This window comes from Cellulomonas algicola (assembly GCF_003851725.1).
Taxonomy (GTDB): Bacteria; Actinomycetota; Actinomycetes; order Actinomycetales; family Cellulomonadaceae; genus Cellulomonas; species Cellulomonas algicola.
Genome location: NZ_BHYL01000005.1, coordinates 1 through 25,561, shown reverse-complemented (window position 1 = coordinate 25,561; position 25,561 = coordinate 1). Strand labels below are relative to the sequence as shown.

Here is a 25,561-nt window from a genome sequence, read left to right as displayed (position 1 = left end):
GGCCCGAGACGCGCCGACGACGCGGGTCCGGGCCGGGCACCGGTGCGGCGCGTCGACGTCGGCTGGCCGGCGACGCTGCCCGAGACGGGGCGGCACGGCGTCGACGCGGACGACCGACGCACCCTCGACGTCACGCTCCCGGCCTGCGCGGCCGCGCTGCGCGACGCGCTCGCGGACGGCCCGTCGGGTGCGCTCGTCGCCGGGGACCGCGTCCTCGTCCTCGGGACCGAGGAGCTCATGGACGCACCGCTGCGACTCGCCGAGGCGCTGGCGGTCACGCTCGACGGCACGGCCGAGGTGCGCTTCTCGACGACGACGCGCTCGCCGGTCCTGGCCGTCGACGACGCGGCGTACGCGATCCGCTCGTCGCTGACCTTCCCGGCGCACGACGACCCCGCCGACGCGGCGCCCGGTGACCCGGGCCACCGCCGCTTCGCCTACAACGTGGCGCCGACCACGCCCGCCGACCGGTTCGACGCCGTCGTCGTGGTGACCGACGCGCCGGGCGACACCGCGGCGCTGACCGCACCGGCCGGGCTGCTGGACGAGGTCGCCGCGCACAGCGACGACGTCCTTCTCGTGGTGCTCCCGGACGCCGCGGCGCAGCGCGCGACGGCGACCCGCGCGGCCGGCGTCGTCCTGCCCGAGCCGCTGCGGGGTCCCGCGTTCGGGTCGTACGCGCCCGACGAGGTGACGTGGCTGCTCACGGACCTGTCGGGCGTGGCGCTCGAGGCGCCCGTCGAGGAGCGCGAGGAGGCCGTGCAGTCGGGCGGCGCGCACTACGCGGAGTCGCTGCCGGTCGAGTACCAGCCGAGCGCGGCGTACGTGCGGCTGTTCGACGAGGCGCTCGAGGCGGGTGCGGAGCGGCTCGCGCACGCGGTCGGCGTGGTCGCGGAGCAGATCCTGGCGGCGCGCGGCGACGGCGCGACGCTCGTGTCGCTGGCCCGTGCGGGCACGCCGGTCGGCATCCTGGTCCGCCGCTGGGCGCAGCTCGTGCACGGCGTCGACCTGCCGCACCACGCGGTGTCGATCGTGCGGGGCCGCGGGATCGACGACGTCGCGCTGCGGTACCTCGCGGCGCACCACGACCCGGCGTCGGTGGTGTTCGTCGACGGCTGGACGGGCAAGGGCGCGATCGCGCGCGAGCTCGACGCCGCGCTGGCCGACCACGAGCGGCGCACCGGCGTCGCGTTCCCGCGCGACCTCGCGGTGCTCGCCGACCCGGGCCGCTGCGTGCGGCTCGCGGGGACGCGCGACGACTTCCTCGTGCCGTCGGCGTGCCTGAACTCGACGGTGTCGGGGCTCGTGTCGCGCACGGTGCTCAACCGCGACCTCATCGGCCCGGACCAGTTCCACGGGGCGAAGTTCTACGCCGACCTCGCGCCCGCGGACGTGTCGGGGCGGTTCCTCGACGCGGTCGCGGCGCGCTTCGGCGACGTGCGTGACGCCGTCGAGCGCGACTGGCGCGGCCTGGCCGACGCGCACGCCGACGTCGACTGGGCGGGCTGGGCCGCGGTCGAGCGGATCGTCGAGGAGTACGGCATCGGGGACGTCAACCTCGTGAAGCCGGGCGTGGGCGAGACGACGCGCGTGCTGCTGCGCCGCGTACCGTGGCGTGTCCTCGTCCGCCCTGACGTCGACCCCGCCGACGTCGCGCACGTCCGGCACCTGGCCGCCGAACGAGGAGTACCCGTGGAGACCGTCGCCGACCTGCCCTACTCGTGCGTGGGCCTCATCCACCCGCGGTTCACCGCCGGCGCGACGGGCGCCGACGGCCTGACCGTGCGGGGTGACGCGTGAGCGCCGTGGTGGTCGCGTGCGACCTGGACCGGACGCTCATCTACTCGGCGGCGGCGCTGCGGCTCGGCGGCGACGACGAGCAGGCGCCCGCGATGACGGTCGCGGAGGTGTTCGAGGGCGAGCCGGTGTCGTTCTGGACGCGCGACGCGGAGGAGATGATCGGCGACCTCGTCGAGGCGGCGTGGTTCGTCCCGACGACGACGCGCACCCGCAAGCAGTACGCGCGCGTGCGCTTCCCCGAGCCGGGTCCGCGGTACGCGGTGACGTCGAACGGCGGCCACATCCTCGTCGACGGCGAGCCGTGCGCCGACTGGACGGCGACCGTGCACGCGCGGCTGGGGGAGTGCGCGCCGCTCGCGGAGGTCGTCGAGCACCTGCGCGTCGTCGCCGAGCAGCCGTGGGTCCGCAAGCACCGCGTCGCGGAGGACCTGTTCACGTACCTCGTCGTCCACCGCGACCTGCTGCCGCCGACGTTCGTCGACGACCTCACCGCGTGGTGCGCGGCGCGCGGGTGGACGGTGTCGCTGCAGGGGCGCAAGGTGTACTGCGTGCCCGCCCCGCTGACGAAGTCCGCCGCGGTCGCCGAGGTCGCGCAGCGCGTCGGCGCCGACCTCACGTTCGCAGCCGGCGACTCGCTGCTCGACGCCGACCTGCTCGTGGCGGCCGACCGGGCGTTCCGCCCGGCCCACGGCGAGCTGCACGAGGCCGGCTGGCAGACCCCGCACCTCACGGTGACGCGCCGTGCGGGCGTCGCGGGCGGCGAGGAGATCGTCGCGCGCCTGCTCGCGGCGGTGCGCGCGCAGGCCGCTGCGTCCGGTGCTCGCGGTGCGGCCGGTGTCCCCGGCGCGACGGTCGACGCGGTGGCGGGCTCGTGAGCGTCCGCCGCACGGTCGCGCGCGCGTACTGGCGGGTCAGCCGCTGGACGCTGCGCACCGAGCGCGTCCCGGCGGACGGTGCGGGCCTGCTCATCGGCGCCCCGCACACGTCGAACTGGGACTTCGTGCTGATGCTGGCCATCGCGGGCGAGGCGGACCTGACGTTCCGCTGGCTCGGCAAGCACACGCTGTTCCGCGGCGTCGCGGGCCCGCTCATGCGGGCGCTCGGCGGCATCCCCGTCGACCGGCGCGACCCGGCCGGGCTGGTCGACGAGATCGTCGCGCGGCTGGGTGGCGGCGAACGGTTCTACCTGGTCGTCACGCCCGAGGGGACGCGCCGCGGCGACGGCTGGAAGTCCGGCTTCTACCGCATCGCGCGCGCGACCGACCTGCCCGTGACGCTCGGCTACGTCGACCGCACGACGCGCACGACGGGCCTGGGGCCGACGCTCACGCTGACCGGTGACGTGCGTGCCGACATGGACGAGATCCGTGCGTTCTACGCCGACAAGTCCGGCCACACCCCGTCCCGCCGCACCGAGCCGCGCCTCCGCGACGAGTCCCCGACCCCGCCACCGCCCCCGCCGGCCTGACGCGTCCGGCCCGCGCACTCCGTCGCGCGACGGTCGCGCAGGCGACCCCGCCCCGGTCGCCTCTGACGGGCCCGCCGGTGCTCGAGGTCGTCCGGCCCGCGCACGACGAAGCCCCGGCCGGACGCGCGGGGCTCGCCGGAGCGGTTCGGGCCGCCGACGTCACCGACCGCAGGACCCGGCATTTCACCCCATCGTGACCGCGCCGTCCTGCCAGGATGCTCGGCGTGACAGCCGCCGTGGACGCGTCCGCCGACGTCCACGAGGACGTGGACCCGCGGACGTCCGCGCCCTGGTGGCGCCGGGCGGTGGCGCTCGCGCTCGACGCGTCCGTGGTCGGCGCCGTGACGTTCCTCGTGATCGGACCGGGCGGGTGGCCGTGGGAGTGGTCGGTCGTGCTGGGCGGCACCAACCCGGTCCCGGGCGTCGGCGTGCTGGTGTCGGTCGGCGTGACGTGGCTCGTGCTGCTCGCGCTGCAGGCCTGGACCGGTGCGACGCCGGGCAAGCGGGTCGTGGGCGTCGTCGTGGTCGGGCGAGCGGACAGTCGGCCGCTGGGTCCGGTGCGGACACTCGTCCGGGCGGCCGCGCACACGCTCGACGTGCTGCTGCTCGTCGGCTTCGTACGACCGCTGTGGGACCCCGAGCGCCGCACGTTCGCGGACTCCCTGTGCGGCACCGACGTTCGGGTCGGTCGCGGCGTCGCACGACCGGACGGGCCGCGGGGACGTCGCCGGGGCGTCGCCGTGGACGGCCGGCGCGCACGGGCCGCACGCCGTGGTGCGGTCGCGACGACGGTCGGTGCCGTCGTGCTCTGCGCCGCGGCGGTCGCGCTCGCGGCCGTGCAGTCGACGGTCGTGACCCCGGCGTCGGACCGCGCGTGCGGGTTCGCGGACCGGCCGATGGGGGAGGACCCGCCGATCGCGTCGGTCGAGCTGCGCGTCCCCGAGGTGGTGCGGCAGACCCGGCTCGGGGTGACGCGGCAGGTCGGTGGTCCCGCCGACGCGACCGTGACGTGGGTGGTCGCCGACCAGGAGGAGGCGCCCGACGGGACGCGGCTGAGCGTGCGGGTCAGCGACGCGACGGGGGACGTCGTGGCGGAGGTGGGCGGCACGGTGCGCGGCGGGACGCTCGTCCCGGACGACGGCCCGGTGCTCGGCGGCCTGGTCCTCCCGGTCCCGCGGCACGTGCTGGGTGCGGCCGGGCCCGGCGGGTCGTGGGAGGCGGGCGTCGGGACCGCGTCGGTGCGCGCGGCGCTGTGCGGGGACGTGCTCGACCCGTCGTGAGGTGCGGTCGTGCGGCGCGGTGACGGGCGTCGTCCTAGGCTCGGCGCATGGAGCGTCGGCGCGCTGAGCCGGTGGTCGTCGAGCGGCCCGAGGTGCCGTACGTGGGGATCGCGGCGCGCGTGACGACGGCGTCGCTGCCGTCCCTGGCGGACAGCTTCGACGACCTGTTCGCGTGGGCGGAGGCGCACTCGCTGGCCCCGGCGGGCCCGCCGTTCTTCCGGTACCGCGTGGTCGACATGGAGCGTGAGCTCCTGGTCGAGGCCGGTCTGCCGCTCGACGAGGCGGTCGCGGAGGCAGACGGCGACGTGACGCCCGGGGTGCTGCCCGCGGGCCGGTACGTGGTGACGACGCACGTGGGTCATCCCGACGAGCTGGTCCAGGTGACGGCGGACGTGCTGGCGTGGGCGGAGGCGCACGGCGAGGCGTGGGACAGGTGGCCGGTGGAGGGCGGCGAGGCGTGGGGCTGTCGACTTGAGCTGATGTTGACGGACCCGCGCGTGGAGCCCGACATGAGCCGCTGGGAGACGCAGCTGGCCTTCCGGATCGTGGACGACGGGGTGCGGTGACACGTGCCGAGCCGCGTCTTCACGCGGAAGCGGCCTCCCGGGTGCGCCGACCGGGTGAATTGGACGGCCGTACGAAACTGGTGACTGGTAGCGCTTCCCTTCTCGTCTCATGTTGCTCTAATGTCGGACTTGTCAGCGAAACGGCAAACCCTCCGCAAGGGGGGGACGCAAAGCCACGGGACCCACGAGGTCAGCCGGGCTACCGAACAGACAGGAAGATGACATGGACCAGCGCGGGTTCTCCGTCGACCCCTCCGAGGCAGCCACCCCCTTCGTCCTCCCGGCCTCGCGCCTGCAGGCATGGGCGGCCCTCGCGGAGCGGCAGCACACTCTGGAGCTCGTCCCGGCGCAGCGCGACTACCTCGCCGCCTGACGACGACAGCACCTCACGAACGGCCGGTCCCGGCTCAGCCCGGGGCCGGCCGTTCGCATGCCCCCACGGGACGGCGCGCGGGCGCCGTCCCGCGGGGGACGCGTCGCGGGCGTGACCGCGGACCCGGACCGGGCGCAGCGACGCCTCGGTCCGCCTCGCCCGGTTCCGGGCGGTTTGTGGCTAGCCTCGGTTCACCGGGCTCGCCACTCGGGGCGGCTCGCTTCCGAGAGAAGGTCGCATGGACAGCTTCTGGGACTGGTTCTGGCTGCTGATCTGGTGGTTCCTGTTCTTCGCGTACCTCGTCATCCTCTTCCAGATCCTCACCGACCTCTTCCGTGACCGGACGCTCAGCGGCTGGTGGAAGGCCGTGTGGATCGTCGGCCTGATCGTCTTCCCGTTCCTCACCGCGCTGATCTACGTGATCGCGCGCGGCAACGGCATGGCCGACCGCCAGATGCACGCCGTCAAGCAGGCAAAGGCCGACACCGACTCCTACATCCGGGAGGTCGCGGGCAAGTCGCCGGCGGAGCACATCACGGAGGCGAAGGCGCTGCTCGACCAGGGCGTCATCACGCCCGACGAGTTCGCACGGCTCAAGGCCAAGGCGCTCGCCTGACGTCAGTCGCCGCACGACGGACCCGCGGACGGGCCGGTCTCCCGCACGGGGTGCCGGCCCGTCCGTCGTCGGCGCGGGCGCCCGCCGCGGCTCGGGCGCAGCGGTGCCCTGGAGCGGCGTCAGAGCTCGCCGCGGCGCTGCAGGTAGCGCATCGCGGCCCACCCGAAGGGGATCCGCAGCCAGTAGGTGAGCGCGCGGAACAGGATCGCGATGGACGTCGCGACACCCGCGTTGATGCCGGTGATGGTCGTGAGCGTGCCCGCGAGGGCGAGCTCGACCGCGCCCATGCCGCCCGGCGTCGGCACGAGCGCGCCCGCGGTGTTGCCGGCGAGGTAGACCAGGGCGACCTGGATGAGGCTCGCGTCCTGGTTGAGGGCCTGCAGGCACGCGTCGAACGCGAGGATGTAGCCGAGCGTCATGGCGAGGTTGCCGCCGACCGCGAGCGCGAGCCGCCAGGGCTGCCCGAGCACCTCGATGAGCCGGGGCCACGTGCGCTGCAGCGTGGGCAGCGACTTGGCGAGCACCCACTGCCGCACGGGCGGCACCAGGAGCGAGGCGCCGACGAGCGCGGCGACGATGCCGATCGCGACGAGCATCGCCCCGGAGATCGGCAGCTGCGACTCGCTGCGGCCGGAGATGATCGTCAGCCCGAGCAGCAGGACGAGGGTCACGATGAACTGGCTGACCTGCACGAGCGCGACGGTCGCGGCGGACAGGGTCGTCGAGACGCCGCGCTTGGTGAGCATGCGCAGGTTGAGCGCCGCGGGGCCGATGCCTGCGGGCGCGGCGAGGGCGACGAACGTCGCTGCGGTCTGGACGAGCGTCGCGCGCCAGACCGGCAGACGGACGGGCGAGAACGCGACGAAGGCCAGTGCTGCGGTGACGAGGGTGCTCATGCCGAGCGCGAACGCGATGACGGACCAGCGCCAGTCGCTCTCGGAGAGCGCCTCGCCGATCTGCTCGACGTTGATCGTGGTGAGGATCGCGAAGATCGCGACGACGGTGAGCAGGATGGTCAGGACGGTGCGGGCGCCGAACCGCACGAGCTGCTCGGGCTCGACCGACGCCTCGGGCAGGCGCGCGACGAGCTCGGTGCGCAGGTCGGCGAGCACCTGCTTGTGCGCGCGCATCTCCTCGCGGGTCTCGCGCGGCAGGGTGATGGTCTGGAGCAGCGGCCCGACGGCGGCGAGGTCGGCCTCGGGGAGCACGGCGGCGGCCGACTCGAGCGCGCGGGTCGCCCCGACGCGCAGCGCGAGGAGCGCGACGAGCTGCGTCACGTCCATCCGTCGCGCCAGGTCGGACGACGCGACGTCGCCCTTCTCCCACCCGACGAGCCACACGACGGGCTGCCCGATGAGGTCGTCGACGAGCACGACGTCGCTGGTCAGCGCGCGGTGCGCGACCCCGGCGACGTGCGCGAGCTGGAGCTGCGCCCAGATCTCGCGCAGCAGGTCGTCGGTGATGCGCTCGGGCGGCAGGTCGGCGAGCGGCACCGCCCGGCCGGGACGCTCCTGCACGAGGAGCATCGAGTCCTCGGCCTCGGCGATCGACAGCAGCTGCGGTGTGCGCACGCCGGCGGCGCGTGCGGCGTAGGCCTGGAGCGCGGCCCGGCTCGTCGCCTGCCGCAGCGAGACGACCGAGCGGCCCTCGATGCCGCGCATGCGGATCGAGCGCCAGAGACGTTCGAGGCCGCCGACGACCTGCCGGTCGCCGTCGATGACGAGCACGTCGAGCTCGTCGCCCGAGGTCGTCGTGAGCTCGTAGACGCGGTTCCCGGTCGAGCGCGTGAGGGCGCGGGACGCGGGCGACCCGTCGAGCTGGACCGGCTCGGTGCCCTCGCGCTCGGCGAGCCGGGCCGCGTCGGTGTCGGTCGTGTCGTCGGCGACGCGGGCGAGGCGGGCCGGCTCGAAGCCCGCACGGCGGATGCCGTCGAGGAGGCTCGTGCCGTACGCGCGCTCGGACTGCACCCCGGACACGTACCGCACCACCATGCCCGCGACGCGCCCGAGCAGCAGCGACACGACGAGCCCTGGCAGCGAGACGCGTCCGATGATGAGCAGCACGGCACCGCTGATCCACAGGACGTTCCACGACCAGTCGACGGTGCGGCGGCGTCCGCGGGGACCGGCGACGGTCAGGAGCGCGACGACCATCGCGAACACGGGCGGCAGCGAGACGACGAGGTCGCCCTTGACGAGGATCGAGAGGCCGTCGGCGAGGTCGGAGGGCGCCCACTCGACGATGACGAAGCGCAGCGCCTCGTTGAGCGCGACGGCGACGACGGCCGCGGTGACGCCCTCCAGGAGCTGCCGGCCGAGCCGGCGGATCGCGAGCTCGGCCAGCACCGCGAGCGGGATGACGAGCGCGACCAGCACCTCGAGGAGCTGCACGGGGATGAACAGGATGCTCCGCAGCAGGTCGGCGAAGCCCTGGACGTCCTCCGCGACGCCGCTCGTCGTGTTGGGCGCGTAGAACGCGAGCGCGAGGACCAGGACCACGGCGACCGCGGCGACCACGGCGTTGAGCAGGTCGGTCGGGTGGTGCACCCGGACGGTCGGGACGTCCTCGACGACGACGCGCGCCTCGGCCGGGTCGCCGCCGTGGTCGTCGACCGTCGGTCCGTCGGGCGCGCCGCCGCGCGTGCGGTCCGCGTCGACCGCGGCCGCACGACCCGAGGGCGGCGTCGACGACATACCGGCGAGTCTAGGCAGCGAGGGCCCGTCTGCCCGGGAGCCTGCACGTGACGTGGGACGGGACCGGCTGTCCGGTGCGGGCGTGTTCGACGCGCTTCGTCCTGATCCGCAGGTCTAGCGTGGCCGACGAGGGACACCGTTGGCGTGCGGGTGCGGTCCCGCGAGGTGCCCCGGGGCGTGTGCCCGAGGAGGTCACGTGGTCGACGAGGTGGGCGCAGAGGTCGAGACGACGCTGCGCAAGATCTGGTGGCTCCCCGTCCTGCGAGGAGCCGTGCTGCTGGTCCTGGGTCTGCTGATGCTCGTCCGACCGATCGACACGGCGACGCTGCTCATGTGGATCTGGGGCGTGTTCGCCGTCATCGACGGCGTGCTGTCGCTGGGGATGTGGCTCGGCAACCGCAAGGAGCCGGGTGCCGGGTGGTGGGCCGTCGCGGGCCTGGTCGGGATCGCGTTCGGCGTGATCGCGATGGTGTGGCCCGACAAGTCCGTGACCGTCGTGTTCTACCTGATCTCGCTCTGGATCCTGGTGCTGGGCGTCCTCGCGATCATCGCGTCGGTGACCCTGTACCGGGCGCGGGACATCGGCTGGTACTGGGTGCTGACGTTCGGGCTCGTGTCGTTCCTGTTCGGGCTGCTCGTGCTCATCAACCCGCAGGAGACGATCGCGGTCGTCATGGTCCTGCTGGGCCTGTTCGCGTTCGTGGGCGGCGTCGTGCTCATCGTCAGCGGCTTCGCGACGAAGTCGTTCGTCCGGGCGGTCGGCCGCGGTTCGGCCGTCGTCTGACGTGATCGGCCGCCGGGCACCGGGACGACCGGGTGCCCGGCGGCCGCTGCGCGCCGGGAGGATGGCGCGATGAGCCCCGGACCTGCCGACACCGAGCCCGCCCGCGACGACGTCGCCGTCGCATGGCGCGGCGCCTTCACCGACGACGAGCTGAATGCGCTGCACGCCGAGGCGTTCGACCACCCTCCGTCCGACGACCCGTGGAACCGGCTCGTCGAGCGGCACAGCCTCGGGTGGGTGACCGCCCGCGACGCGCGCGGGCTGGTCGGGTTCGTCAACGTCCCGTGGGACGGCAGGGGGCACGCGTTCCTCGAAGACACGTCGGTCGCGGCGCGGGTGCGGCGGCGGGGCGTGGGGGTGCGGCTCGTCGAGGCGGCCCGCGAGCACGCGGCGGCGGCGGGCTGCGAGTGGCTGCACGTCGACTTCGAGGACCGCCTCCGGGCGTTCTACCTCGACGCGTGCGGCTTCACGCCCACCGCCGCGGGACTCGTGCGGCTGCGCTGACGCGGCGGCCGGTCAGCGTCCTGGGTGTCAGGACAGGAGCAGCGCGTCCCGCCACTCGTCCGGCACCAGCGCGTAGCCGACGAACACGAACACGTCCATGAGCGTGTGCGCGACGACGAGCGGCATGACCCGCCGGCGTCGGCGGTAGTACTCCGCGAACAGCAGCCCCATGACGACGTTGCCCGCGAACGCGCCCCACCCCTGGTACAGGTGGTACGACCCGCGGAGCAGTGCGCTCGCGACGACGATCGTCGGGCCGCTCCAGCGCAGGTCGCGCAGCCGCTCCATGAGGTACCCGACCGCGATGACCTCCTCGAGCAGCGCGTTCTGCAGCGCCGACAGCACGAGGACGGGGACGGTCCACCAGGCGGCGTTCAGGGCGGCGGCCTGCACCTCGACGGTGATGCCGAGGAGGCGCCCGACGGCGTAGAGGCCGAGGCCGGGGATCCCGATGAGCGCCGCGAGCCCGGCGCCGACGCCGAGGTCGCGCCACGGCCGCGTGCCGTCGAGCCCGATCCGGCGGACCGCCGAGCGGCCGTTGGCGGACAGCAGGTACAGCGCGAGCGCCACGGGGACGAGCGCGAACCCGATCGACAGCAGCTGGTAGGTGAGGTCCAGCCAGGGGCGCGGGGAGCGGCTGGGGTTGAGCGTCGCCGTCTGGCTGCCGAGCGACTCCTCGCGCGTGAGGCGGTCGAGTATCGCGACCACGGCGTAGACGCCGGACCGGCCGAGCGACAGGCCGAGGACGATCCAGATCTCGGCGGTGAGGCGGCGGCGGACCGCGCGCGGACCGGGCGGCGGGGCGAACGGGGGCCGGGCGTCCTCGTCGGGGGGCGACGTCACGGTCGAGCCGCCGGTGGCGCCGGTGCGGCGCGGGTCGGCGGGCGTGGCGTCGCCGGGCGCCGTCGTCGTCATGCGTCCGAGCCTAGGTCGCGCACCTGGACGTGCGCTGACAGCAGGCTGTGCCGGGACGCACGGCCGTGCCGCGGAGGACGGCGGCCGTCGAGGGGCCGGGTGCGCGCCGGTCGGCCCGTCGCGGGACGAGCCGGCCGGGGCGGTGCCGCGAACGCGATCAGGACGTGATCGTGATGCTCTGGCAGAACCAGCGGTTGCGGTTGGAGGACATGTAGATCCAGTCGCACACGTCGACGGTCATCCGCACGTTGTCGGGCACGTTCTGGATCCACGTGCAGCCGTTGTAGACGTACGTCCAGTGGCCGAGCGAGGTGCTGATGTGGGCGCCGTCCCCGTCACGGTCGACGACGTCGCACAGTCGCAGCGTGTTGTTCCCGTCGTTGTAGTAGACGCTCGACTTGTACGTCGTGGAGTAGACGGTGAAGTCCGCGGCCTGCGCCGGTGCGGCGACCCCGACCATGACCAACGCGACGGCGGCGGCCGCGACGGCCGACCTCTTCCTGACCTTCACGACGTACCTCCGGAACGGTGCGAATGCGCCCAGGTCGGGCGCGTGGCAGACAGTAGCGCGGGGCGACCGGGCCGTGCGCGCCGGGCGCCCGAACGGGGGAATGCCCGGATCGACCACCCTGCAGCCCTGACCGCGGTGCAGCCCAGACCGCGGCGGCGGCCGGCACGTCGATGTCGACCCTTGCGTTTGTCCGGGCCCACAAACTACTTTGTGAAGCAAAGTTGGACGAAACGGCGTGGACCGAGGGGGCGGCGATGACTGGCGACACGGACGGCACCGTCGGCGACCGGGCAGGCGACGAGCCGCGCGACGCCGAGCGTGGCCGGGGCGAGGAGCCGTTCGACCCCGCACAGGCGCTCGCGGTCATCGCCGCCGGACGACGGTCCGCGTTCGCCGCCTACCCGTCGGGCACGTTCCTCTTCTCGCTCTGGGGCACCGTGTGGCTCGTCGGGTACGGGCTCATGTGGCTCTCCGCGAACGAGGACGGCACGCCGTCGGGGCTCGCCGCGGGAGTCGCGATCACCCTCGGCGTCCTCGGCACGGTCGGGACGCTGTGGCACGTCCTGCACCGCAGCCGCGGGCTCGTCGGTGCCAGCGCCCGGACCGGTGCCCTGTACGGGTGGTCGTGGGCGATCGGGTTCGTCACCCAGGCGCTGATCGTCACCGCGCTCGCCGACGCCGGTGCGCCGCCGGAGGTGTCGGCGCTCGCGGGCAACGCCCTCGCGGCGCTCGTCGTCGGCCTTCTGTACCTCGCCGGCGGGGCGCTCTGGGACGACCTGCCGATGTACCTGCTGGGCGGCTGGATCGCCGTCGTCGGCGGTGCGAGCGCGCACGTCGGCCTGCCCGGCACCTACCTCACGATGTCCCTCGCCGGCGGTGGCGGGATGCTCGTCGCCGGCACGTACGTGGCGGTCCGGGGGCGGCGGAGGCGCCGTGCCTGACGCCCCGCTCGACCCCGTCATCCACACCGAGGCGCGCCTGCGCGTCGTGTCCGCGCTCTCCGCCCTCAGTCGCGGCGACCGCATCAGCTTCCCGCGGCTGCAACAGCTGCTCGACATGACCGCGGGCAACCTCTCGACCCATCTGCGCCGACTCGAGGAGGCGGAGTACGTGACCATCACCAAGACCCACGAGGGCCGGACACCGGTGACCTACGTGGAGCTCAGCGACACCGGGCGCGCCGCGCTCGCCCGGTACACGCGCGCGCTGCGCGACCTGCTCGGGGGACGGCTGTGAACACCGTCCTCGAGCTCGAGCACGTGACGCGCCGGTTCGGTGCAGTGACCGCGCTCGACGATGTGAGCCTCGGGGTCGAGCACGGCGAGCTCGTCGGCCTGCTCGGTCCGAACGGCGCGGGCAAGACCACGCTGCTCAGCCTCGTCAGCGGCCTGCGCAAGCCCGACAGCGGCACGGTCCGGCTGTTCGGCGGCGACCCGCGCAGCGCGGCGTCCCGCATCGGCCTCGGCACGACGCCGCAGGAGACGGGCCTGCCCGCGACGCTCACGGTCGGCGAGGTCGTCGACCTGGTCGGCGGCCACTACCCGGACCCGATGTCGCGCGCGGAGGTGCTGGGCCGCTTCGGCATGACGGACCTCGTGAAGCGACAGACGGGCGGCCTGTCGGGCGGTCAGAAGCGCCGGCTCGCGGTCGCGCTCGCGCTCGTCGGACGGCCCCGGCTCGTGCTGCTCGACGAGCCGACCACCGGCCTCGACGTCGAGGCGCGGCACATCCTGTGGCAGGCGCTGCGCGACTACCACGCCGACGGTGCGACGGTCGTCCTCACGAGCCACTACCTCGAGGAGGTCGAGGCGCTCGCGGAGCGCGTCGTCGTGGTCGGCGGCGGGCGGATCCTCGCCGACGACACCCTGCAGGCCGTGATCGGACTCGTCGGCCTGCGGCGCGTCCTGCTCACGCTCCCGGCCTCGTCGCTGCTCGACCCGGGGGCGCTGCCGGGCGCGCACACCGCCCAGGCCGACGACCACGCGGGCGGCCGCCGCTGGACCGTGCTCGCCGAGGACGCCGACACGTTCGTCCGCGCGCTCGTCGGCACGGAGGAGCCGTTCGCCGACCTGGAGGTGCGCGGCGCGTCGCTCGAGGAGGCGTTCCTCGCGCTCACCGAGCGGGGCGGCGCGGCGGGTGCCGACCCGGGCGCGACCGACCGGTCCCGCCGCGACGACGACGTCGAGGAGGCCCTCCGATGACCACGACCACCGCGCCGCGACCGGTCGCGCGCGTGCGGCCGTTCTGGCCGCTCGCCCTTCTGCACGCCCGGCTCAACTTCATCGAGACCGTCCGCATCCCGATCGCGGTGCTCGGCAACCTGCTGTTCCCCGCGCTCGCGCTGCTGTTCTTCGTCGTCCCGCAGCGGGCCGTCGCGGAGGACCCGCTGGTCGCGACGGCCGCGGTCACGCAGCTCGGCACGTTCGCCGTGATGTCGACGTGCCTGTTCACGTTCGGCGTCGGCGTCGCGGAGGACCGCGCGCTGCCGTTCGACCCGTACCTGCGGACCCTGCCCGCCGGTGCCGGTCCGCGGCTCGCGGGTCGCGTGCTCAACGGCGTGCTGTGGGCGTACCTCGCGCTGATCCCGCTCGTGCTCATCGGTGCGCTGCTCACCGAGGCCGTCCTGCCCGTCGGGCGGGCGCTCGCCGCGGTCGTGGTCGTGCCGCTCGTCGCGGTCCCGTTCCTGCTGCTGGGCGTCGCGATCGGCTACCGCATGTCGTCGAAGGCGGCCATCGCCGTCGTCCAGGCGACGCTCTTCCCGCTCGCGTTCGCCGGCGGGCTGTTCCTGCCGCCCGAGGCGTTCCCGACGTGGCTCGACGCGATCTCGAAGGCGCTCCCGTCCCGTGCGGCCCGCGACCTCGCCGTCCAGGCGACCACCGGCTACGAGGCGTACGCGTGGGCCGTGCCCGTGCTCGTCGGCTGGACCGTGCTGTTCGCGGTCCTCGCGGCGCTCGCGTACCGCAGCGACGAGGGCCGCCGCTTCCGCTGACGCGCTCGCGGGCGACGCAGCGGTGGCGGTACGACGACGGCCGGCTCCCCGAGGGGAACCGGCCGTCGTCCGGCGCGTCAGGCGAAGGTGCGCAGGCGCAGGGAGTTGCCGACGACGAGGACCGACGAGAACGCCATCGCCGCGCCCGCGATCATCGGGTTGAGCAGCCCGAGCGCCGCGAGCGGGATCGCCGCGACGTTGTACGCGAACGCCCAGAAGAGGTTCTGCCGGATCACCGACAGGGTCTTGCGCGACAGCCGCACCGCCTGGCCGGCCGTCCGCAGGTCGCCGCGGACCAGCGTGAGGTCCGCCGCCTCGATCGCGACGTCGGTGCCCGTGCCCATCGCGAGGCCCAGGTCCGCCGTCGCGAGCGCTGCTGCGTCGTTCACGCCGTCGCCGACCATCGCGACACGACGGCCCTCCGCCTGGAGCCGCTGGACCTGCGCGACCTTGTCGGCCGGCAGCACCTGCGCGATCACGTCGTCCTCCGCGATCCCGACCGACCGGGCCGCGGCGCGCGCGGCGCCGAGGTTGTCGCCGGTCAGGAGCACGGGGCGCAGCCCGAGGGCCCGCAGCTCGGCGACCGCCTGCGCGGACGTCGGCTTCACCGGGTCGCGCAGGACCAGCACGCCGCGTGCGGCGCCGTCCCACGCGACGACGACCGCGGTCGCGCCGTCGTCCTCCGCACGCCGGACCGCGTCGTCGACCGGGGTCGTGTCGACGCCCTCCTCTCGCAGCCAGCCGGTGCGACCGACGAGCACGCGACGCGAGAGTCCGACGCCCGAGTGCGCCGTGCGGACCACCCCGGACACGCCGTGACCGGCGTGCGCCCGGAAGTCGTGCACCTGGTCGGCGCCGATCGCGACGCCGTCCGCGCCGACACCGGAGGCCGTCTCCTGGGACGAGCCGTCCGCGGCAGCGGCGATCGCGCGGGCGACCGGGTGCTCGGCGAGCTGCTCGACGGCGGCGGCGTAGCGCAGGGCGTCGTCGCGCGTCGTGCCGGCGACGGGCAGCACGTCGACGAGCGCCATGCGGCCCTCGGTCACGGTGCCCGTCTTGTCGAGCACGACGGTGTCGACCGTGCGGGTGTTCTCCAGGATCTCGGGACCCTTGATGAGGATGCCGAGCTGCGCGCCGCGGCCGGTGCCGACGAGCAGCGCGGTCGGCGTCGCGAGCCCGAGTGCGCAGGGGCACGCGATGATCAGGACGGCGACGGCCGCGGTGAACGCGGCCTGCACCGACCCGCCCGTGAGCAGCCATGCGGCGAGCGTGCCGACCGCGAGGACGAGCACGACCGGCACGAACACCGCCGAGATGCGGTCCGCGAGCCGCTGCACGGGCGCCTTGCCGGTCTGCGCCGCGGCGACGAGCCGGCCGATCTGGGCCAGCCGCGTCTCCTCGCCGACGCGCGTCGCGCGCACGACGAGCGCACCCGACGTGTTGACGGTCGCGCCGGTGACCTCGTCACCGGGACCGACGTCCACGGGGACGGGCTCGCCGGTCAGCAGCGACGTGTCGAGCGCGCTGGTGCCGGACACCACGACGCCGTCGGTCGCGACCTTCTCGCCCGGCCGCACGGTGAACTCGTCGCCGACGGCCAGGCGGCCGACGGGCACGCGCTGCTCGACGCGGCGCCCGTCCGGGCCCGTGACCAGGAGCGCGACGTCCTTCGCGCCCAGGTCGAGCAGCGCGCGCAGCGCGTCGCCCGCGCGGCGGCGGGACCGGTGCTCGGCGTAGCGGCCGGCCAGCAGGAACGTCGTGACGACGGCCGCGACCTCGAAGTACAGCTCGGGCATGGCCTCGCCGTGGCCGGTGTCGGCGGCGGGGAACAGCGTCGGCGTCATGGTGACGCCGAGCTCGCCCGTGCCCCCGAGCAGCAGCGCCCACAGCGACCAGCCGGTCGCCGCGACGATGCCGATCGACACGAGGGTGTCCATCGTCGACGCGCGGTGCCGGGCCGCGCGCGCGGCCGCCTTGTGGAACGGCAAGGCCGCCCACGTGGCGACCGGCAGGGCCAGCGCGGCGACGACCCACTGCCATCCCGTGAACTGGAGCGCCGGGATCATCGACAGCAGCAGGACGGGGACCGTGAGCACGGTCGCGACCCGCAGGCGTCGTCGCAGGTCGGTGCCGCGCGCGTCCGTCGGGGCCGAGGTGTCCTCGTCGGCGTCCATCTCGTGCCCGGGTGCCATCGCGTGACCCGAGAGCGCGTGCTCGAACGGGTCCATGCCGTGCGCGTGCCCGCCCTCGTGCCCGGCCGGGACCGTGGCGACGCCGTGACCGGCGTGGTCGACCGTCGCGTGCGGGTCGACGACGCGCGTGCCCGAGTCCTGCTGGGACTCGTGGTGCGCCGCGTCGTGACCGGCGTGGGCGTCGTGGCCCTCGTGCGCCCCGTGCGTCGCCGGTGCGTCCCCGCGACGAGCCGTGACGCGCCCGTCGTACCCGGCGCGCCGCACGGCCGCGAGCAGCGCGGAGTCGTCCGCGACGCTCCCGTCGTCGGACGGCCGCAGCTCGACGTGCGCGGTCTCGAGCGCGAGGTTCACGGTCGCCGACGCGCCCGGCACCTGGTTGAGGCGCCGCTCGACGCGCGCGACGCACGACGCGCACGTCATGCCCTCGACGTCGAGGTCGACGAGTGCGACGGGTGCGCCCGTCGTCGGGCGCTCGTCGTGGGTGCTCACAGCAGGGACCTCCGGGGGGTGACGGCGTAGCCGGCCTCGACGACGGCCTCGGAGACCGTGTCGTCGGCGAGCGGGGCGTCGGACGTGACGCGGACGGTGGACGACCCGCCGACGACGAGGTCGACGGCGACGTCGGTGACGCCGGGGAGGGCGGACAGCTCGGTGGTGACGGCGTGCACGCAGTGGCCGCAGGTCATGCCGTCGACGCCGAACGTGGTGGTCTGGGACATGGGTCTCTCCTTGATCGGGTGGGGGAGCGGGGTCAGCTGCGGACGAGGCGGGCGATCGCGTCGGAGGCCTCGCGGACCTTGGCGGCGCCCTCCTCGGGGGACTTGCGGGCCGCGTCGACGACGCAGTGGCCGAGGTGGTCCTCGACGAGGCCGATGCTCACGGCCTGCAGCGCCTTGGTGACGGCGGAGATCTGGGTGAGGACGTCGATGCAGTAGACGTCCTCGTCGACCATGCGGGCGATCCCGCGGACCTGCCCCTCGATGCGGCGCAGCCGCTTGAGGTAGTCGTCCTTCGCGTCGGTGTACCCGTGCACGGTGGCCTCCCCGGTCGTCGTCATGCCCGTCCCAACACGGTACCCCCCGGGGGTATTCCGGATCAGCACGTGAGACGGGCTGGTCACACCGTGGACGCTCTTCCCTACAATTGCGACCGACCTACTCAGGTTTATCGACCCGTCGTCGTGCCCCCGCACGACCCCCTCCTCGAGGAGTCCCATGAACGCCCAGACCACGCGTCGAGCACGGATCGGAACGGCGCTCGCGATCGCGGCTGTCTCCCTGCTGACGGCCGCGGGCTGCGCGTCCTCCGAGGCCGCGGACGGTGGCACGGACAGCACGGCCGACTCCGGCGCGGCCGCCGAGCCCACGACGATCGACCTCGTCGGCTTCGCCGTCATCAAGTCGGCCTACGACGCGCTCGGCGAGGCGTTCGCCGAGACGGACGAGGGGGAGAACGTCACGATCGCCGCCTCGTACGGCGCGAGCGGCGCGCAGAGCCGGGCCGTCATCGCCGGCCAGCCGGCCGACGTCGTCGCGCTCTCGCTCACGCCCGACGTGCAGGCCATCGCCGACGAGGGCCTCGTCGCCGAGGACTGGGCGTCCGACGAGGACAAGGGGATCGTGTCCCACTCGGTCGTCGTCCTCGCCGTCCGCGAGGGCAATCCGCTCGGCATCGAGGGCTGGGACGACATCGTGAAGCCCGGCGTCGGCATCGTCACCGCGGACCCCGGCACGTCCGGCTCCGCGAAGTGGAACCTGCTCGGCGCGTACTCGCAGGCGCTCGGCGAGAACGACGACAAGGCCGCCGCGGAGGCGTACCTGGGCGCGTTCGTCGACAACGTCGTGAGCTGGAACGACAGCGGCCGCACCGCGACCGAGGCGTTCGTCAACGGCACGGGCGACGTGCTCATCTCCTACGAGAACGAGGCGATCGCGGCGCGCGCGTCGGGCATCGCGCTCGACTACGTCGTGCCGGACACCACGTTCCTCATCGAGAACGCGGCGGCCGTGACCGTCGACGCACCGCAGCAGGCGAAGGACTTCCTCGACTTCGTGCGGTCCGACGAGGGCCAGCTCATCCTCGGCGGCAAGGGGTTCCGCCCGGTCGGCGACGCGACGGCCGCGACGGACGTCGAGGGCGCGAACGACCCGTCGAAGCCGTTCCCGGACGTGACGATCGTGACGGTCGAGGACCTCGGTGGCTGGAAGACGGTCAACACCGAGCTCTTCGACAAGGAGAACGGCCTCGTCGCGCAGCTGCGCAAGTAACGGTCATGACGCTCCTGACCAGGACCGAGGAGGTGACGCCCGCGCCGGTCGCGCGCGGGCGTCGCCCCGCCCCCGACGGTCGCTCCCGCCTCGGGCGCGGGTCGGCCGTCGGGCTCGGCGTCGGCGTGCTGTGGCTGAGCCTGCTCGTGCTGCTGCCGATCGCCGCGCTCGCGTCGACGGCCTTCGAGGACGGGTTCGGCGCGTTCCGGGACGCGGTCACCACGCCCGAGGCGGTCGCGACCATCCGCTTCACGGTCGGCGCCGCCCTGCTGGTGACCGCGGTCAACGCCGTGATCGGCACGCTCGTCGCGTGGGTGCTCGTGCGCGACGACTTCTGGGGCAAGCGCGCCGTCGAGGTCGTCATCGACATCCCGTTCGCGCTCCCGACGATCGTCGCGGGCCTGGTCCTCATCTCGCTCTACGGCCCGCAGGGTCCGTTCGGCGTCAACCTCGTCGGTACGCAGGCCGGCGTCGTGCTGGCGCTGCTGTTCGTCACGCTGCCGTTCGTCGTCCGGTCGGTGCAGCCCGTGCTCATCGACATGGAGCGCGACGTCGAGGAGGCGGCCGCGTCCCTCGGCGCGAGCGGCGCGACGACGTTCCGCCGCATCGTGCTCCCGACGATCGCGCCGTCGATCGTCTCCGGTGCCGCGCTGAGCTTCGCGCGGGCGCTCGGCGAGTTCGGGTCGGTCATCCTCATCTCGGCCAACCTCATCGGCAAGACGCAGGTGTCGTCCGCGTACGTCCTCAAGCTCATCGAGTCGCAGGACCCGGTCGGCGCCGCGAGCGTCGCGGTCCTGCTGCTGGTCGTGGCCGTCGTGGTCCTCGTCCTGCTGGACGCCCTGCAGCGAAGGACGGCACGCCGTGGCTGAGCCGACGACCCTGACCGACCGCGACGGCACGGGCACCGCCCCCGCGCTCGCCCCGGCACCCGCGCCCACCGCGGCCCGGCCGCCCACCCGCCGGCGGCGCCGGCCGTCCGCGATCCGCCTCGTGCTGCGCGTGATCGCCGTGACCTACGTGCTCGCGCTCGTCGCGCTGCCCGTCGCGACGGTGGTCCGCTACACGTTCGCCGACGGCCTCGTGCCGGTCCTCGAGGTGCTGACGTCGCCCGACTTCGTCGCCGCCGCGCGGCTCACGCTCGTCGTCGCGGGGCTCGCGGTCGTCGTCAACACGGTGTTCGGCGTCGGCGTCGGCATCCTGCTCGCCCGCTACGAGTTCCCCGGCCGCCGGCTGCTCAACGCCGTCATCGACCTGCCCGTGTCGATCTCGCCGATCGTCGTCGGCGTCGCGCTGATCCTCGTCTACGGCACGAACGGCTGGTTCGGGCCCGCGCTCGAGCAGGCCGGGTTCCAGGTGATCTTCGCGGTCCCCGGCATGGTGCTCGCGACCGTCATCGTGTCGTTGCCGCTCGTCGTCCGGGAGGTCGTCCCGACGCTCGAGGAGGCGGGCGTCGAGCAGGAGCAGGCCGCGCAGTCGCTCGGCGCGGGCGGGTGGGCGCGCTTGTGGCGCATCACCCTCCCGACGATCAAGTGGGCGCTGGCGTACGGCGTCGTCCTCAGCCTGGCCCGCTCGCTCGGCGAGTTCGGGGCGGTCCGCGTCGTCAGCGGCAGCGTCGCCGGGCAGTCCCAGACCCTCACCCTGTTCGTCAACGACGCGTACCAGGAGTTCGGGCCCGACGCGCAGCGTGCCGCGTTCGCCGCCGCGTTCGTCCTCATGCTCGTCGCGGTGCTGTTCATCGTCGTGATCACCGCGCTGCGACCGAAGGAGAAGAGATGAGCATCGTCGTCCGCGGGGTGAACCGCTGGTTCGGCACGTTCCCCGCCCTGACCGACATCGACCTCGACGTGCCGGCGGGCGGCCTCACCGCGCTGCTCGGCCCGAGCGGCGGCGGCAAGTCCACGCTCCTGCGCATCATCGCGGGCCTCGACCACCCCGACACGGGCACCATCGAGATCGCCGGGCGCGACGCGACCGCGCTCCCTCCGCAGCGGCGCAGCGTCGGGTTCGTGTTCCAGCACTACGCGGCGTTCAAGCACCTCAGCACGCGCCGCAACGTCGCCTTCGGGCTCGAGATCCGCCGCCGCCCGAAGGACGAGGTCCGCAAGCGCGTCGACGAGCTGCTCGAGCTCGTGCACCTCGAGCAGCTCGCGGACCGGCTGCCGTCGGAGCTCTCGGGCGGTCAGCGGCAGCGCATGGCCCTCGCGCGGGCGCTCGCGGTGCAGCCCGAGGTGCTGCTGCTCGACGAGCCGTTCGGCGCGCTCGACGCGCAGGTGCGCAAGGAGCTGCGGGACTGGCTGCGCCGCCTGCACGACGAGGTCCACGTGACGACGCTGTTCGTCACGCACGACCAGGAGGAGGCCCTCGAGGTCGCCGACACGATCGTCGTCATCAACCAGGGCCGGATCGAGCAGGTCGGGTCGCCCGCGGAGCTCTACGACCGCCCGGCGAACGAGTTCGTCATGCAGTTCCTCGGCCCGACGACGCGCCTGGGCGGCCGGCTCGTGCGCCCGCACGACATCGAGATCGTCGAGGACGACCGACCCGGGGCACTGCCCGTGACCGTCACGCGCCTGCTGCGCGTCGGGTACGAGGTGCGCGCCGAGACGCGTGCCGAGGACGGGTCGACGCCGTGGGTGCAGCTGACCCGGGGACAGGCCGACGGGCTCGGGCTCACCGAGGGCCAGCGGGTGTGGCTGCGGCCGCACGCGTCCGCCGCCGCCGTGCCCGTGTCGTCGCCCGCGCTCGTGCCGTCGTCCGCGAGCGGGCCGGCTTGAGCCGTCCGCGGCCGCGCCGACCCTGTCGACCGTCGACCCGACCGGCGGGGGGGTGACCGCCCGTGCACGTCTCCGCCAAGGCTGACTACGCGGTCCGGGCGCTGCTGCTGCTCGCCGAGCACGCGCCCGAGGTCGTCAAGGTCGAGCAGCTGGCCGTCGAGCAGGACCTGCCGCAGCAGTACGCCGAGGGCATCCTCAACGACCTGCGCAAGCTCGGCTTCGTGACGTCGCGACGCGGCGCGCACGGCGGCTACTCGCTCGCGCGCGAGGCGCGGGAGATCGCGGTCGGCGACGTCGTCCGGGGCCTCGACGGGCCGCTCGTGACGGTCCGGGCGGTCCCGCCGGGGCGGCTCACCTACGACGGCGTCGCCCGCCACCTGCCCGCGCTCTGGGAGCTCACCGACCAGCGGCTGCGCGAGGTGCTCGACGGCGTGACGCTCGACGACCTGCTGCGGGGCGCCGTCGGCGCCTGACCCGCGCGCGCCGTCGCGCACCCGCCCGGGACGACTCGGGCAGGTCGGCGGGTGCGCAGGTCCCGGGCCCGGCGAGGGCACAATGCCGGTATGCGTGTCTCGGCGAAGGCGGACTATGCGGTGCGGGCGTGCGCCGAGCTGGCGAGCAGCCCGCACGGCGACCCGGTCGCGGCGGAGGACCTCGCGACCGGCCAGGGGCTCCCGTCCAGCTTCCTCGAGCGCATCCTCGGGGACCTGCGTCGCGGCGGGCTGGTCGCGAGCGTCCGCGGCCGGTCGGGCGGCTTCCGCCTGGCCCGGCCCTCGGGGGAGATCACGCTCGCGGAGATCATCCGCGCAGTCGACGGCCCGCTCGTGACGGTCCGGGACGAGCGGCCGCCGAGCCTCGAGTACGAGGGGTCGGCCGCGTCGCTGCTCGACGTGTGGATCGCCCTGCGGGCGAGCGTGCGCAGCGTGCTCGACGAGGTCACGCTCGCGGCGCTCGTCGCGGGGGAGCTCCCCGCGCACGTGCGGGAGATGGCCGCGCACGAGGACGCCTGGACCAATCCCTGAGCACCGGGTCTCAACATCCGGTCGACGGTTGAAATGCAAGTAAGTCACTCGGGATTATCGGGAAAGCCGTCCTCCGTCGTCGTCCCCCGAGGTCTCCCGTGCCGCAGCTCCTGCTCCTCGCCCTCGCGGGCCTCGCCGCGCAGCTCGTCGACGGCAGCCTCGGCATGGCGTACGGCGTGACGTCCTCGACGCTGCTGCTCGCCATCGGCACCAACCCCGCGGCCGCATCCGCGACGGTCCACCTGGCGGAGATCGGCACGACGCTCGCGTCGGGCGTCTCGCACTGGCGGTTCGGCAACGTCGACTGGAAGGTCGTCCTGCGCGTCGGCGTCCCGGGGGCGATCGGCGCGTTCGTCGGGGCGCAGTTCCTGTCGCGGCTCTCGACGGAGGCCGGTGCGCCGGCCATGTCGCTCATCCTGCTCGGCCTCGGCGTCTACCTGCTCGTGCGGTTCACGCTCTTCGGTCTGCGCACCGACCGCCGGCACCTGCCGCTGCGCAAGCGGTTCCTCGCCCCGCTCGGCCTGGTCGCCGGCTTCGTCGACGCGAGCGGCGGCGGCGGGTGGGGGCCGATCGGCACGCCGGCCCTGCTCGCGAGCGGCCGGCTCGAGCCCCGCAAGGTCATCGGCTCGATCGACACCTCCGAGTTCCTCGTCGCGCTCGCCGCGAGCGTCGGCTTCCTCGTCGCGATCGGCTCCCAGGGAGTCAACCTCACGTGGGCGCTCGCGCTGCTGCTCGGCGGGCTCGTCGCCGCGCCGATCGCCGCGTGGCTCGTGCGGCACGTCCCGCCGCGCATCCTCGGCTCGGCCGTCGGCGGCGTCATCGTCCTCACCAACACCCGCACGCTCGTCCGCAGCGACTGGGTCGGCTGGAAGGGCGAGACGCAGGAGGGCGTCGTCCTCGGTGTCCTCGCGGTCGTCTGGGTCGCCGCGATCGCCTGGTCCGTCCGCGCCTACCGCGCCGACCAGGCCGCCGCGCGCGCCGAGACCGCCGGTGCCGGCGCGGACGAGAAGGTCGTCGCGACCGCCGTCTGACGCGCGCCTCACGGCCCGCGCCCCGGACCGGTCACCCGGTCTGACCGTCCGCTCCCGCGGGGCGCGTCGCGCGCCCCTCACCCGATCCGGTGAGGCGTCGCCAGCGGTCGCCCCGCCTCCTCACCCGATGCGGTGCACGGCGTCCGATATGTCGCATGAGCACCCTTTCTCGGGGATACTCGTCCCGCCAGCGACGAGAGGCGACACCCACGTGACGATGCACGACGAGCCCGGCCACCGCGACGACGCGGCACCCGGGACGGCCGGGCGGACCTACCGACCGCACGCCGGCACGTGGAACACCCGGGTGCAGCCCGTCGCCGCCGTCCCGGCCGCGCGGCACGACCCGTTCGCCGCGCTCGGCCACGACGCCAGCCGGCACGGCCACGCCATCGGGCCCGCCCACGCGCTGCACGACCAGCCCGACGCGCACGTCGCGGAGCGCGCGCCGGGCCACCCCACGCACTCGCTCTGGCCGCACGCCGACGAGCCCGCCGACGGCCCCGACGACCGGCCGACGGTGTGGCAGCCGCGCGCGGCCTGGCGCCCGACGCCGAGCGTCCCGTTCCCCCGTCCGGCCCCGTCGAGCGAGCTGGACCCGCCCACCTGGGGCTGACTCCGGGCGCACTCCCGCTCCCGTCGTCGCCGTCGTCCGGGGCGGTCCGCGTCGCCCCCCTGACGACGCGTGCGCAGGTCACCGTCGCACCGGTGCGCGACGAGCGCCTGCAGTCGGACGAACGTCCAGGACGCTCTGGGTCGAACCCGACGGATCGACCTCACAGAAAACGCTCAGCAGGACGCCGGACCGACCGAACGGAAGGACGGCGACGCCACGCGTCACGGCGCCGTCGCAGGGGGCGTCGAGGACCCGGCAAGCCCGCCGGTCGTCCGCACGTCCGCCCCCTCGCCGTCCGAAGCGAGAGGCCCGCATGCCCCAGTCCACGTCGTCCCGTCGCCGCCTGTCGTGGTTCGCGGACCGCGGCATCCAGACGAAGATCCTCGTGACGCTCGGCGTCGCCGGCACGATCGTGCTGCTCTCGTCCGGGTACGCCGTGCTCGTCCTGCAGCAGACGCGGGCGGACATGAAGACCATGGCCGACGGGCAGAGCCAGATCAGCGACGTCCGCGACCTCGTGCACCAGAACCAGCTCAAGGCGCGGATGATCGTCGCCCAGATCGCCGCCTCCGACGAGCCGACCGCCAAGAGCGACTGGCGTCGCGCGCTCGAGTCGAACGACGCCGAGCTCGACCCGCAGATCGCGGCCTACACCGCGAGCGCCGCGGGCGGCGAGCAGTCGTGGCAGGACTTCCTCACGAAGTACGACGCCTGGCTGCAGATCCGCGACGAGCAGCTGGTCCCTGCGGCGCTCGAGGAGGACCTGCACGAGTACGCGCGCATCCGCGACGAGATCGGTCAGCCCGCGATCGAGGCCTACGTGGCCGAGCTCGACCAGACCGCGGCCGAGAACACCGCGTTCATCACGAGCCTGGCCCGCCAGTCCCAGGACCGTGCGAGCAACGCGATGATCGTGCTCGTCACCAACCTCGCCACGGCGTTCGTCATCGCCGCGGTGCTCACGTGGCTCGTGGTGCGGGGCATCCGCCGGTCCGTCGACGACGTCCGCCGCAGCCTGCAGGCGATGGCCCGCGGCGACTTCACCGTCGAGGCGCCCGTCCGCTCGCGCGACGAGGTCGGGCAGACCGCCGAGGCGCTCGGCGTCGCGCAGCGGTCCGTGCGGTCCACCCTCGCCGGGGTCGTCGAGGCGGCCGAGACCG

Annotated in this window: 28 protein-coding genes and 1 riboswitch; of the genes, 22 read left to right on the top strand and 6 right to left on the bottom strand. The window is 74.3% G+C overall.

Going from position 1 to position 25,561, the window contains the following annotated elements; all coding sequences use genetic code 11:
* The 7 genes from CTKZ_RS00320 to CTKZ_RS00295 all read left to right on the top strand — a co-directional run.
* On the top strand, nt 1-1,800 hold a 1,800-nt coding region (locus tag CTKZ_RS00320; RefSeq protein WP_200829589.1), incomplete at its 5' end, for a cysteine protease StiP domain-containing protein.
* Nucleotides 1,797-2,675, top strand: a complete 879-nt coding sequence (locus tag CTKZ_RS00315; RefSeq protein ID WP_124341048.1) for an HAD family hydrolase — start codon at nt 1,797-1,799, stop codon at nt 2,673-2,675. The genes CTKZ_RS00320 and CTKZ_RS00315, both read left to right, overlap by 4 nt.
* Nucleotides 2,672-3,268 carry a 1-acyl-sn-glycerol-3-phosphate acyltransferase gene (locus CTKZ_RS00310; RefSeq protein WP_124341047.1) on the top strand — a complete coding sequence of 199 codons (597 nt, stop codon included), beginning with the start codon at nt 2,672-2,674 and terminating at the stop codon, nt 3,266-3,268. Before CTKZ_RS00315 ends, CTKZ_RS00310 begins: the two co-directional genes overlap by 4 nt.
* A 224-nt stretch (nt 3,269-3,492) precedes the next feature.
* A complete protein-coding gene (locus CTKZ_RS00305) occupies nt 3,493-4,548 on the top strand; it encodes an RDD family protein (RefSeq protein WP_160142784.1) in 1,056 nt (351 codons plus the stop codon).
* Between the two features lie 47 nt (nt 4,549-4,595).
* Nucleotides 4,596-5,114, top strand: coding sequence for a GyrI-like domain-containing protein (locus tag CTKZ_RS00300; RefSeq protein ID WP_124341045.1), 519 nt, complete (start codon nt 4,596-4,598; stop codon nt 5,112-5,114).
* A gap of 132 nt (nt 5,115-5,246) precedes the next feature.
* A riboswitch (cyclic di-GMP riboswitch) is annotated at nt 5,247-5,321 on the top strand.
* Between the two features lie 16 nt (nt 5,322-5,337).
* On the top strand, nt 5,338-5,487 hold the full coding sequence (locus CTKZ_RS21280) for a hypothetical protein (protein ID WP_160142783.1): 150 nt from the start codon (nt 5,338-5,340) through the stop codon (nt 5,485-5,487).
* Nucleotides 5,488-5,725: 238 nt separating this feature from the next.
* Nucleotides 5,726-6,103 carry an SHOCT domain-containing protein gene (locus CTKZ_RS00295; protein WP_124341044.1) on the top strand — a complete coding sequence of 126 codons (378 nt, stop codon included), beginning with the start codon at nt 5,726-5,728 and terminating at the stop codon, nt 6,101-6,103.
* A gap of 119 nt (nt 6,104-6,222) precedes the next feature.
* Here CTKZ_RS00295 and CTKZ_RS00290 read toward each other — a convergent pair whose 3' ends face one another.
* On the bottom strand, nt 6,223-8,796 hold the full coding sequence (locus CTKZ_RS00290) for a lysylphosphatidylglycerol synthase transmembrane domain-containing protein (RefSeq protein WP_124341043.1): 2,574 nt from the start codon (nt 8,794-8,796) through the stop codon (nt 6,223-6,225).
* 196 nt (nt 8,797-8,992) lie between these two features.
* Between CTKZ_RS00290 and CTKZ_RS00285 the strand changes: the two genes are divergently transcribed.
* Nucleotides 8,993-9,580, top strand: coding sequence for an HdeD family acid-resistance protein (locus tag CTKZ_RS00285; protein ID WP_124341042.1), 588 nt, complete (start codon nt 8,993-8,995; stop codon nt 9,578-9,580).
* A 69-nt stretch (nt 9,581-9,649) separates the two neighbouring features.
* Nucleotides 9,650-10,084 carry a GNAT family N-acetyltransferase gene (locus CTKZ_RS00280; protein WP_124341041.1) on the top strand — a complete coding sequence of 145 codons (435 nt, stop codon included), beginning with the start codon at nt 9,650-9,652 and terminating at the stop codon, nt 10,082-10,084.
* A gap of 27 nt (nt 10,085-10,111) precedes the next feature.
* On the opposite strand, the gene CTKZ_RS00275 is transcribed toward CTKZ_RS00280, so the two are convergent.
* Both CTKZ_RS00275 and CTKZ_RS00270 read right to left on the bottom strand, forming a co-directional pair.
* Entirely contained in the window at nt 10,112-10,999 is an 888-nt protein-coding gene (locus CTKZ_RS00275) for a CPBP family intramembrane glutamic endopeptidase (RefSeq protein ID WP_124341040.1), read from the bottom strand.
* A gap of 157 nt (nt 11,000-11,156) precedes the next feature.
* Nucleotides 11,157-11,510: a hypothetical protein gene (locus tag CTKZ_RS00270; RefSeq protein ID WP_124341039.1), complete on the bottom strand. Its 354-nt coding sequence runs from the start codon at nt 11,508-11,510 to the stop codon at nt 11,157-11,159.
* A 254-nt stretch (nt 11,511-11,764) separates the two neighbouring features.
* On the opposite strand from CTKZ_RS00270, the gene CTKZ_RS00265 reads away from it, so the two are divergent.
* From CTKZ_RS00265 to CTKZ_RS00250, 4 genes are read left to right on the top strand one after another with little or no spacing between them, the layout of a single operon-like run.
* Nucleotides 11,765-12,451: a hypothetical protein gene (locus tag CTKZ_RS00265; RefSeq protein ID WP_200829588.1), complete on the top strand. Its 687-nt coding sequence runs from the start codon at nt 11,765-11,767 to the stop codon at nt 12,449-12,451.
* Nucleotides 12,444-12,746, top strand: a complete 303-nt coding sequence (locus tag CTKZ_RS00260) for a transcriptional regulator (RefSeq protein ID WP_124341038.1) — start codon at nt 12,444-12,446, stop codon at nt 12,744-12,746. The genes CTKZ_RS00265 and CTKZ_RS00260 overlap by 8 nt, the downstream gene beginning before the upstream one ends.
* Nucleotides 12,743-13,711: an ABC transporter ATP-binding protein gene (locus CTKZ_RS00255; protein ID WP_124341037.1), complete on the top strand. Its 969-nt coding sequence runs from the start codon at nt 12,743-12,745 to the stop codon at nt 13,709-13,711. The genes CTKZ_RS00260 and CTKZ_RS00255 overlap by 4 nt, the downstream gene beginning before the upstream one ends.
* On the top strand, nt 13,708-14,499 hold the full coding sequence (locus CTKZ_RS00250; RefSeq protein WP_124341036.1) for an ABC transporter permease: 792 nt from the start codon (nt 13,708-13,710) through the stop codon (nt 14,497-14,499). Before CTKZ_RS00255 ends, CTKZ_RS00250 begins: the two co-directional genes overlap by 4 nt.
* Nucleotides 14,500-14,576: 77 nt before the next feature.
* Here the strand turns inward: CTKZ_RS00250 and CTKZ_RS00245 are convergent, their stop codons facing one another.
* Genes CTKZ_RS00245 through CTKZ_RS00235 form a run of 3 tightly spaced genes read right to left on the bottom strand, consistent with a single transcriptional unit; the run spans nt 14,577 to nt 17,748 of the window.
* A complete protein-coding gene (locus CTKZ_RS00245; RefSeq protein WP_124341035.1) occupies nt 14,577-17,180 on the bottom strand; it encodes a heavy metal translocating P-type ATPase in 2,604 nt (867 codons plus the stop codon).
* Nucleotides 17,177-17,410, bottom strand: a complete 234-nt coding sequence (locus CTKZ_RS00240) for a heavy-metal-associated domain-containing protein (protein ID WP_124341034.1) — start codon at nt 17,408-17,410, stop codon at nt 17,177-17,179. The genes CTKZ_RS00245 and CTKZ_RS00240 overlap by 4 nt, the downstream gene beginning before the upstream one ends.
* Before the next feature lie 32 nt (nt 17,411-17,442).
* The gene (locus tag CTKZ_RS00235) at nt 17,443-17,748 is read right to left on the bottom strand and encodes a metal-sensitive transcriptional regulator (RefSeq protein WP_210728618.1); all 306 of its coding nucleotides are present in this window, start codon (nt 17,746-17,748) and stop codon (nt 17,443-17,445) included.
* 157 nt (nt 17,749-17,905) lie between these two features.
* Here CTKZ_RS00235 and CTKZ_RS00230 point away from each other — a divergent pair, with 157 nt between their 5' ends.
* The 9 genes from CTKZ_RS00230 to CTKZ_RS00190 all read left to right on the top strand — a co-directional run.
* Nucleotides 17,906-18,958 (top strand): sulfate ABC transporter substrate-binding protein, encoded by a 1,053-nt coding sequence (locus tag CTKZ_RS00230; protein ID WP_124341033.1) that lies wholly within the window; start codon nt 17,906-17,908, stop codon nt 18,956-18,958.
* Between the two features lie 5 nt (nt 18,959-18,963).
* Nucleotides 18,964-19,827, top strand: coding sequence for a sulfate ABC transporter permease subunit CysT (gene cysT / locus CTKZ_RS00225; RefSeq protein WP_124341032.1), 864 nt, complete (start codon nt 18,964-18,966; stop codon nt 19,825-19,827).
* Complete coding sequence (locus CTKZ_RS00220; protein WP_235843098.1) at nt 19,820-20,734, top strand: sulfate ABC transporter permease; 915 nt, start codon at nt 19,820-19,822, stop codon at nt 20,732-20,734. The genes cysT and CTKZ_RS00220 overlap by 8 nt, the downstream gene beginning before the upstream one ends.
* The gene (locus CTKZ_RS00215; RefSeq protein ID WP_124341031.1) at nt 20,731-21,732 is read left to right on the top strand and encodes a sulfate/molybdate ABC transporter ATP-binding protein; all 1,002 of its coding nucleotides are present in this window, start codon (nt 20,731-20,733) and stop codon (nt 21,730-21,732) included. Before CTKZ_RS00220 ends, CTKZ_RS00215 begins: the two co-directional genes overlap by 4 nt.
* Before the next feature lie 62 nt (nt 21,733-21,794).
* Nucleotides 21,795-22,205 (top strand): RrF2 family transcriptional regulator, encoded by a 411-nt coding sequence (locus tag CTKZ_RS00210; protein ID WP_124341030.1) that lies wholly within the window; start codon nt 21,795-21,797, stop codon nt 22,203-22,205.
* A 90-nt stretch (nt 22,206-22,295) separates the two neighbouring features.
* A complete protein-coding gene (locus CTKZ_RS00205) occupies nt 22,296-22,754 on the top strand; it encodes an RrF2 family transcriptional regulator (RefSeq protein ID WP_124341029.1) in 459 nt (152 codons plus the stop codon).
* 98 nt (nt 22,755-22,852) lie between these two features.
* Nucleotides 22,853-23,785 (top strand): sulfite exporter TauE/SafE family protein, encoded by a 933-nt coding sequence (locus tag CTKZ_RS00200; protein ID WP_124341028.1) that lies wholly within the window; start codon nt 22,853-22,855, stop codon nt 23,783-23,785.
* Nucleotides 23,786-23,996: 211 nt separating this feature from the next.
* Entirely contained in the window at nt 23,997-24,401 is a 405-nt protein-coding gene (locus CTKZ_RS00195) for a hypothetical protein (RefSeq protein WP_124341027.1), read from the top strand.
* A gap of 313 nt (nt 24,402-24,714) precedes the next feature.
* A partial coding sequence (locus CTKZ_RS00190; protein WP_124341026.1) for a HAMP domain-containing protein occupies nt 24,715-25,561 on the top strand: 847 nt, incomplete at its 3' end.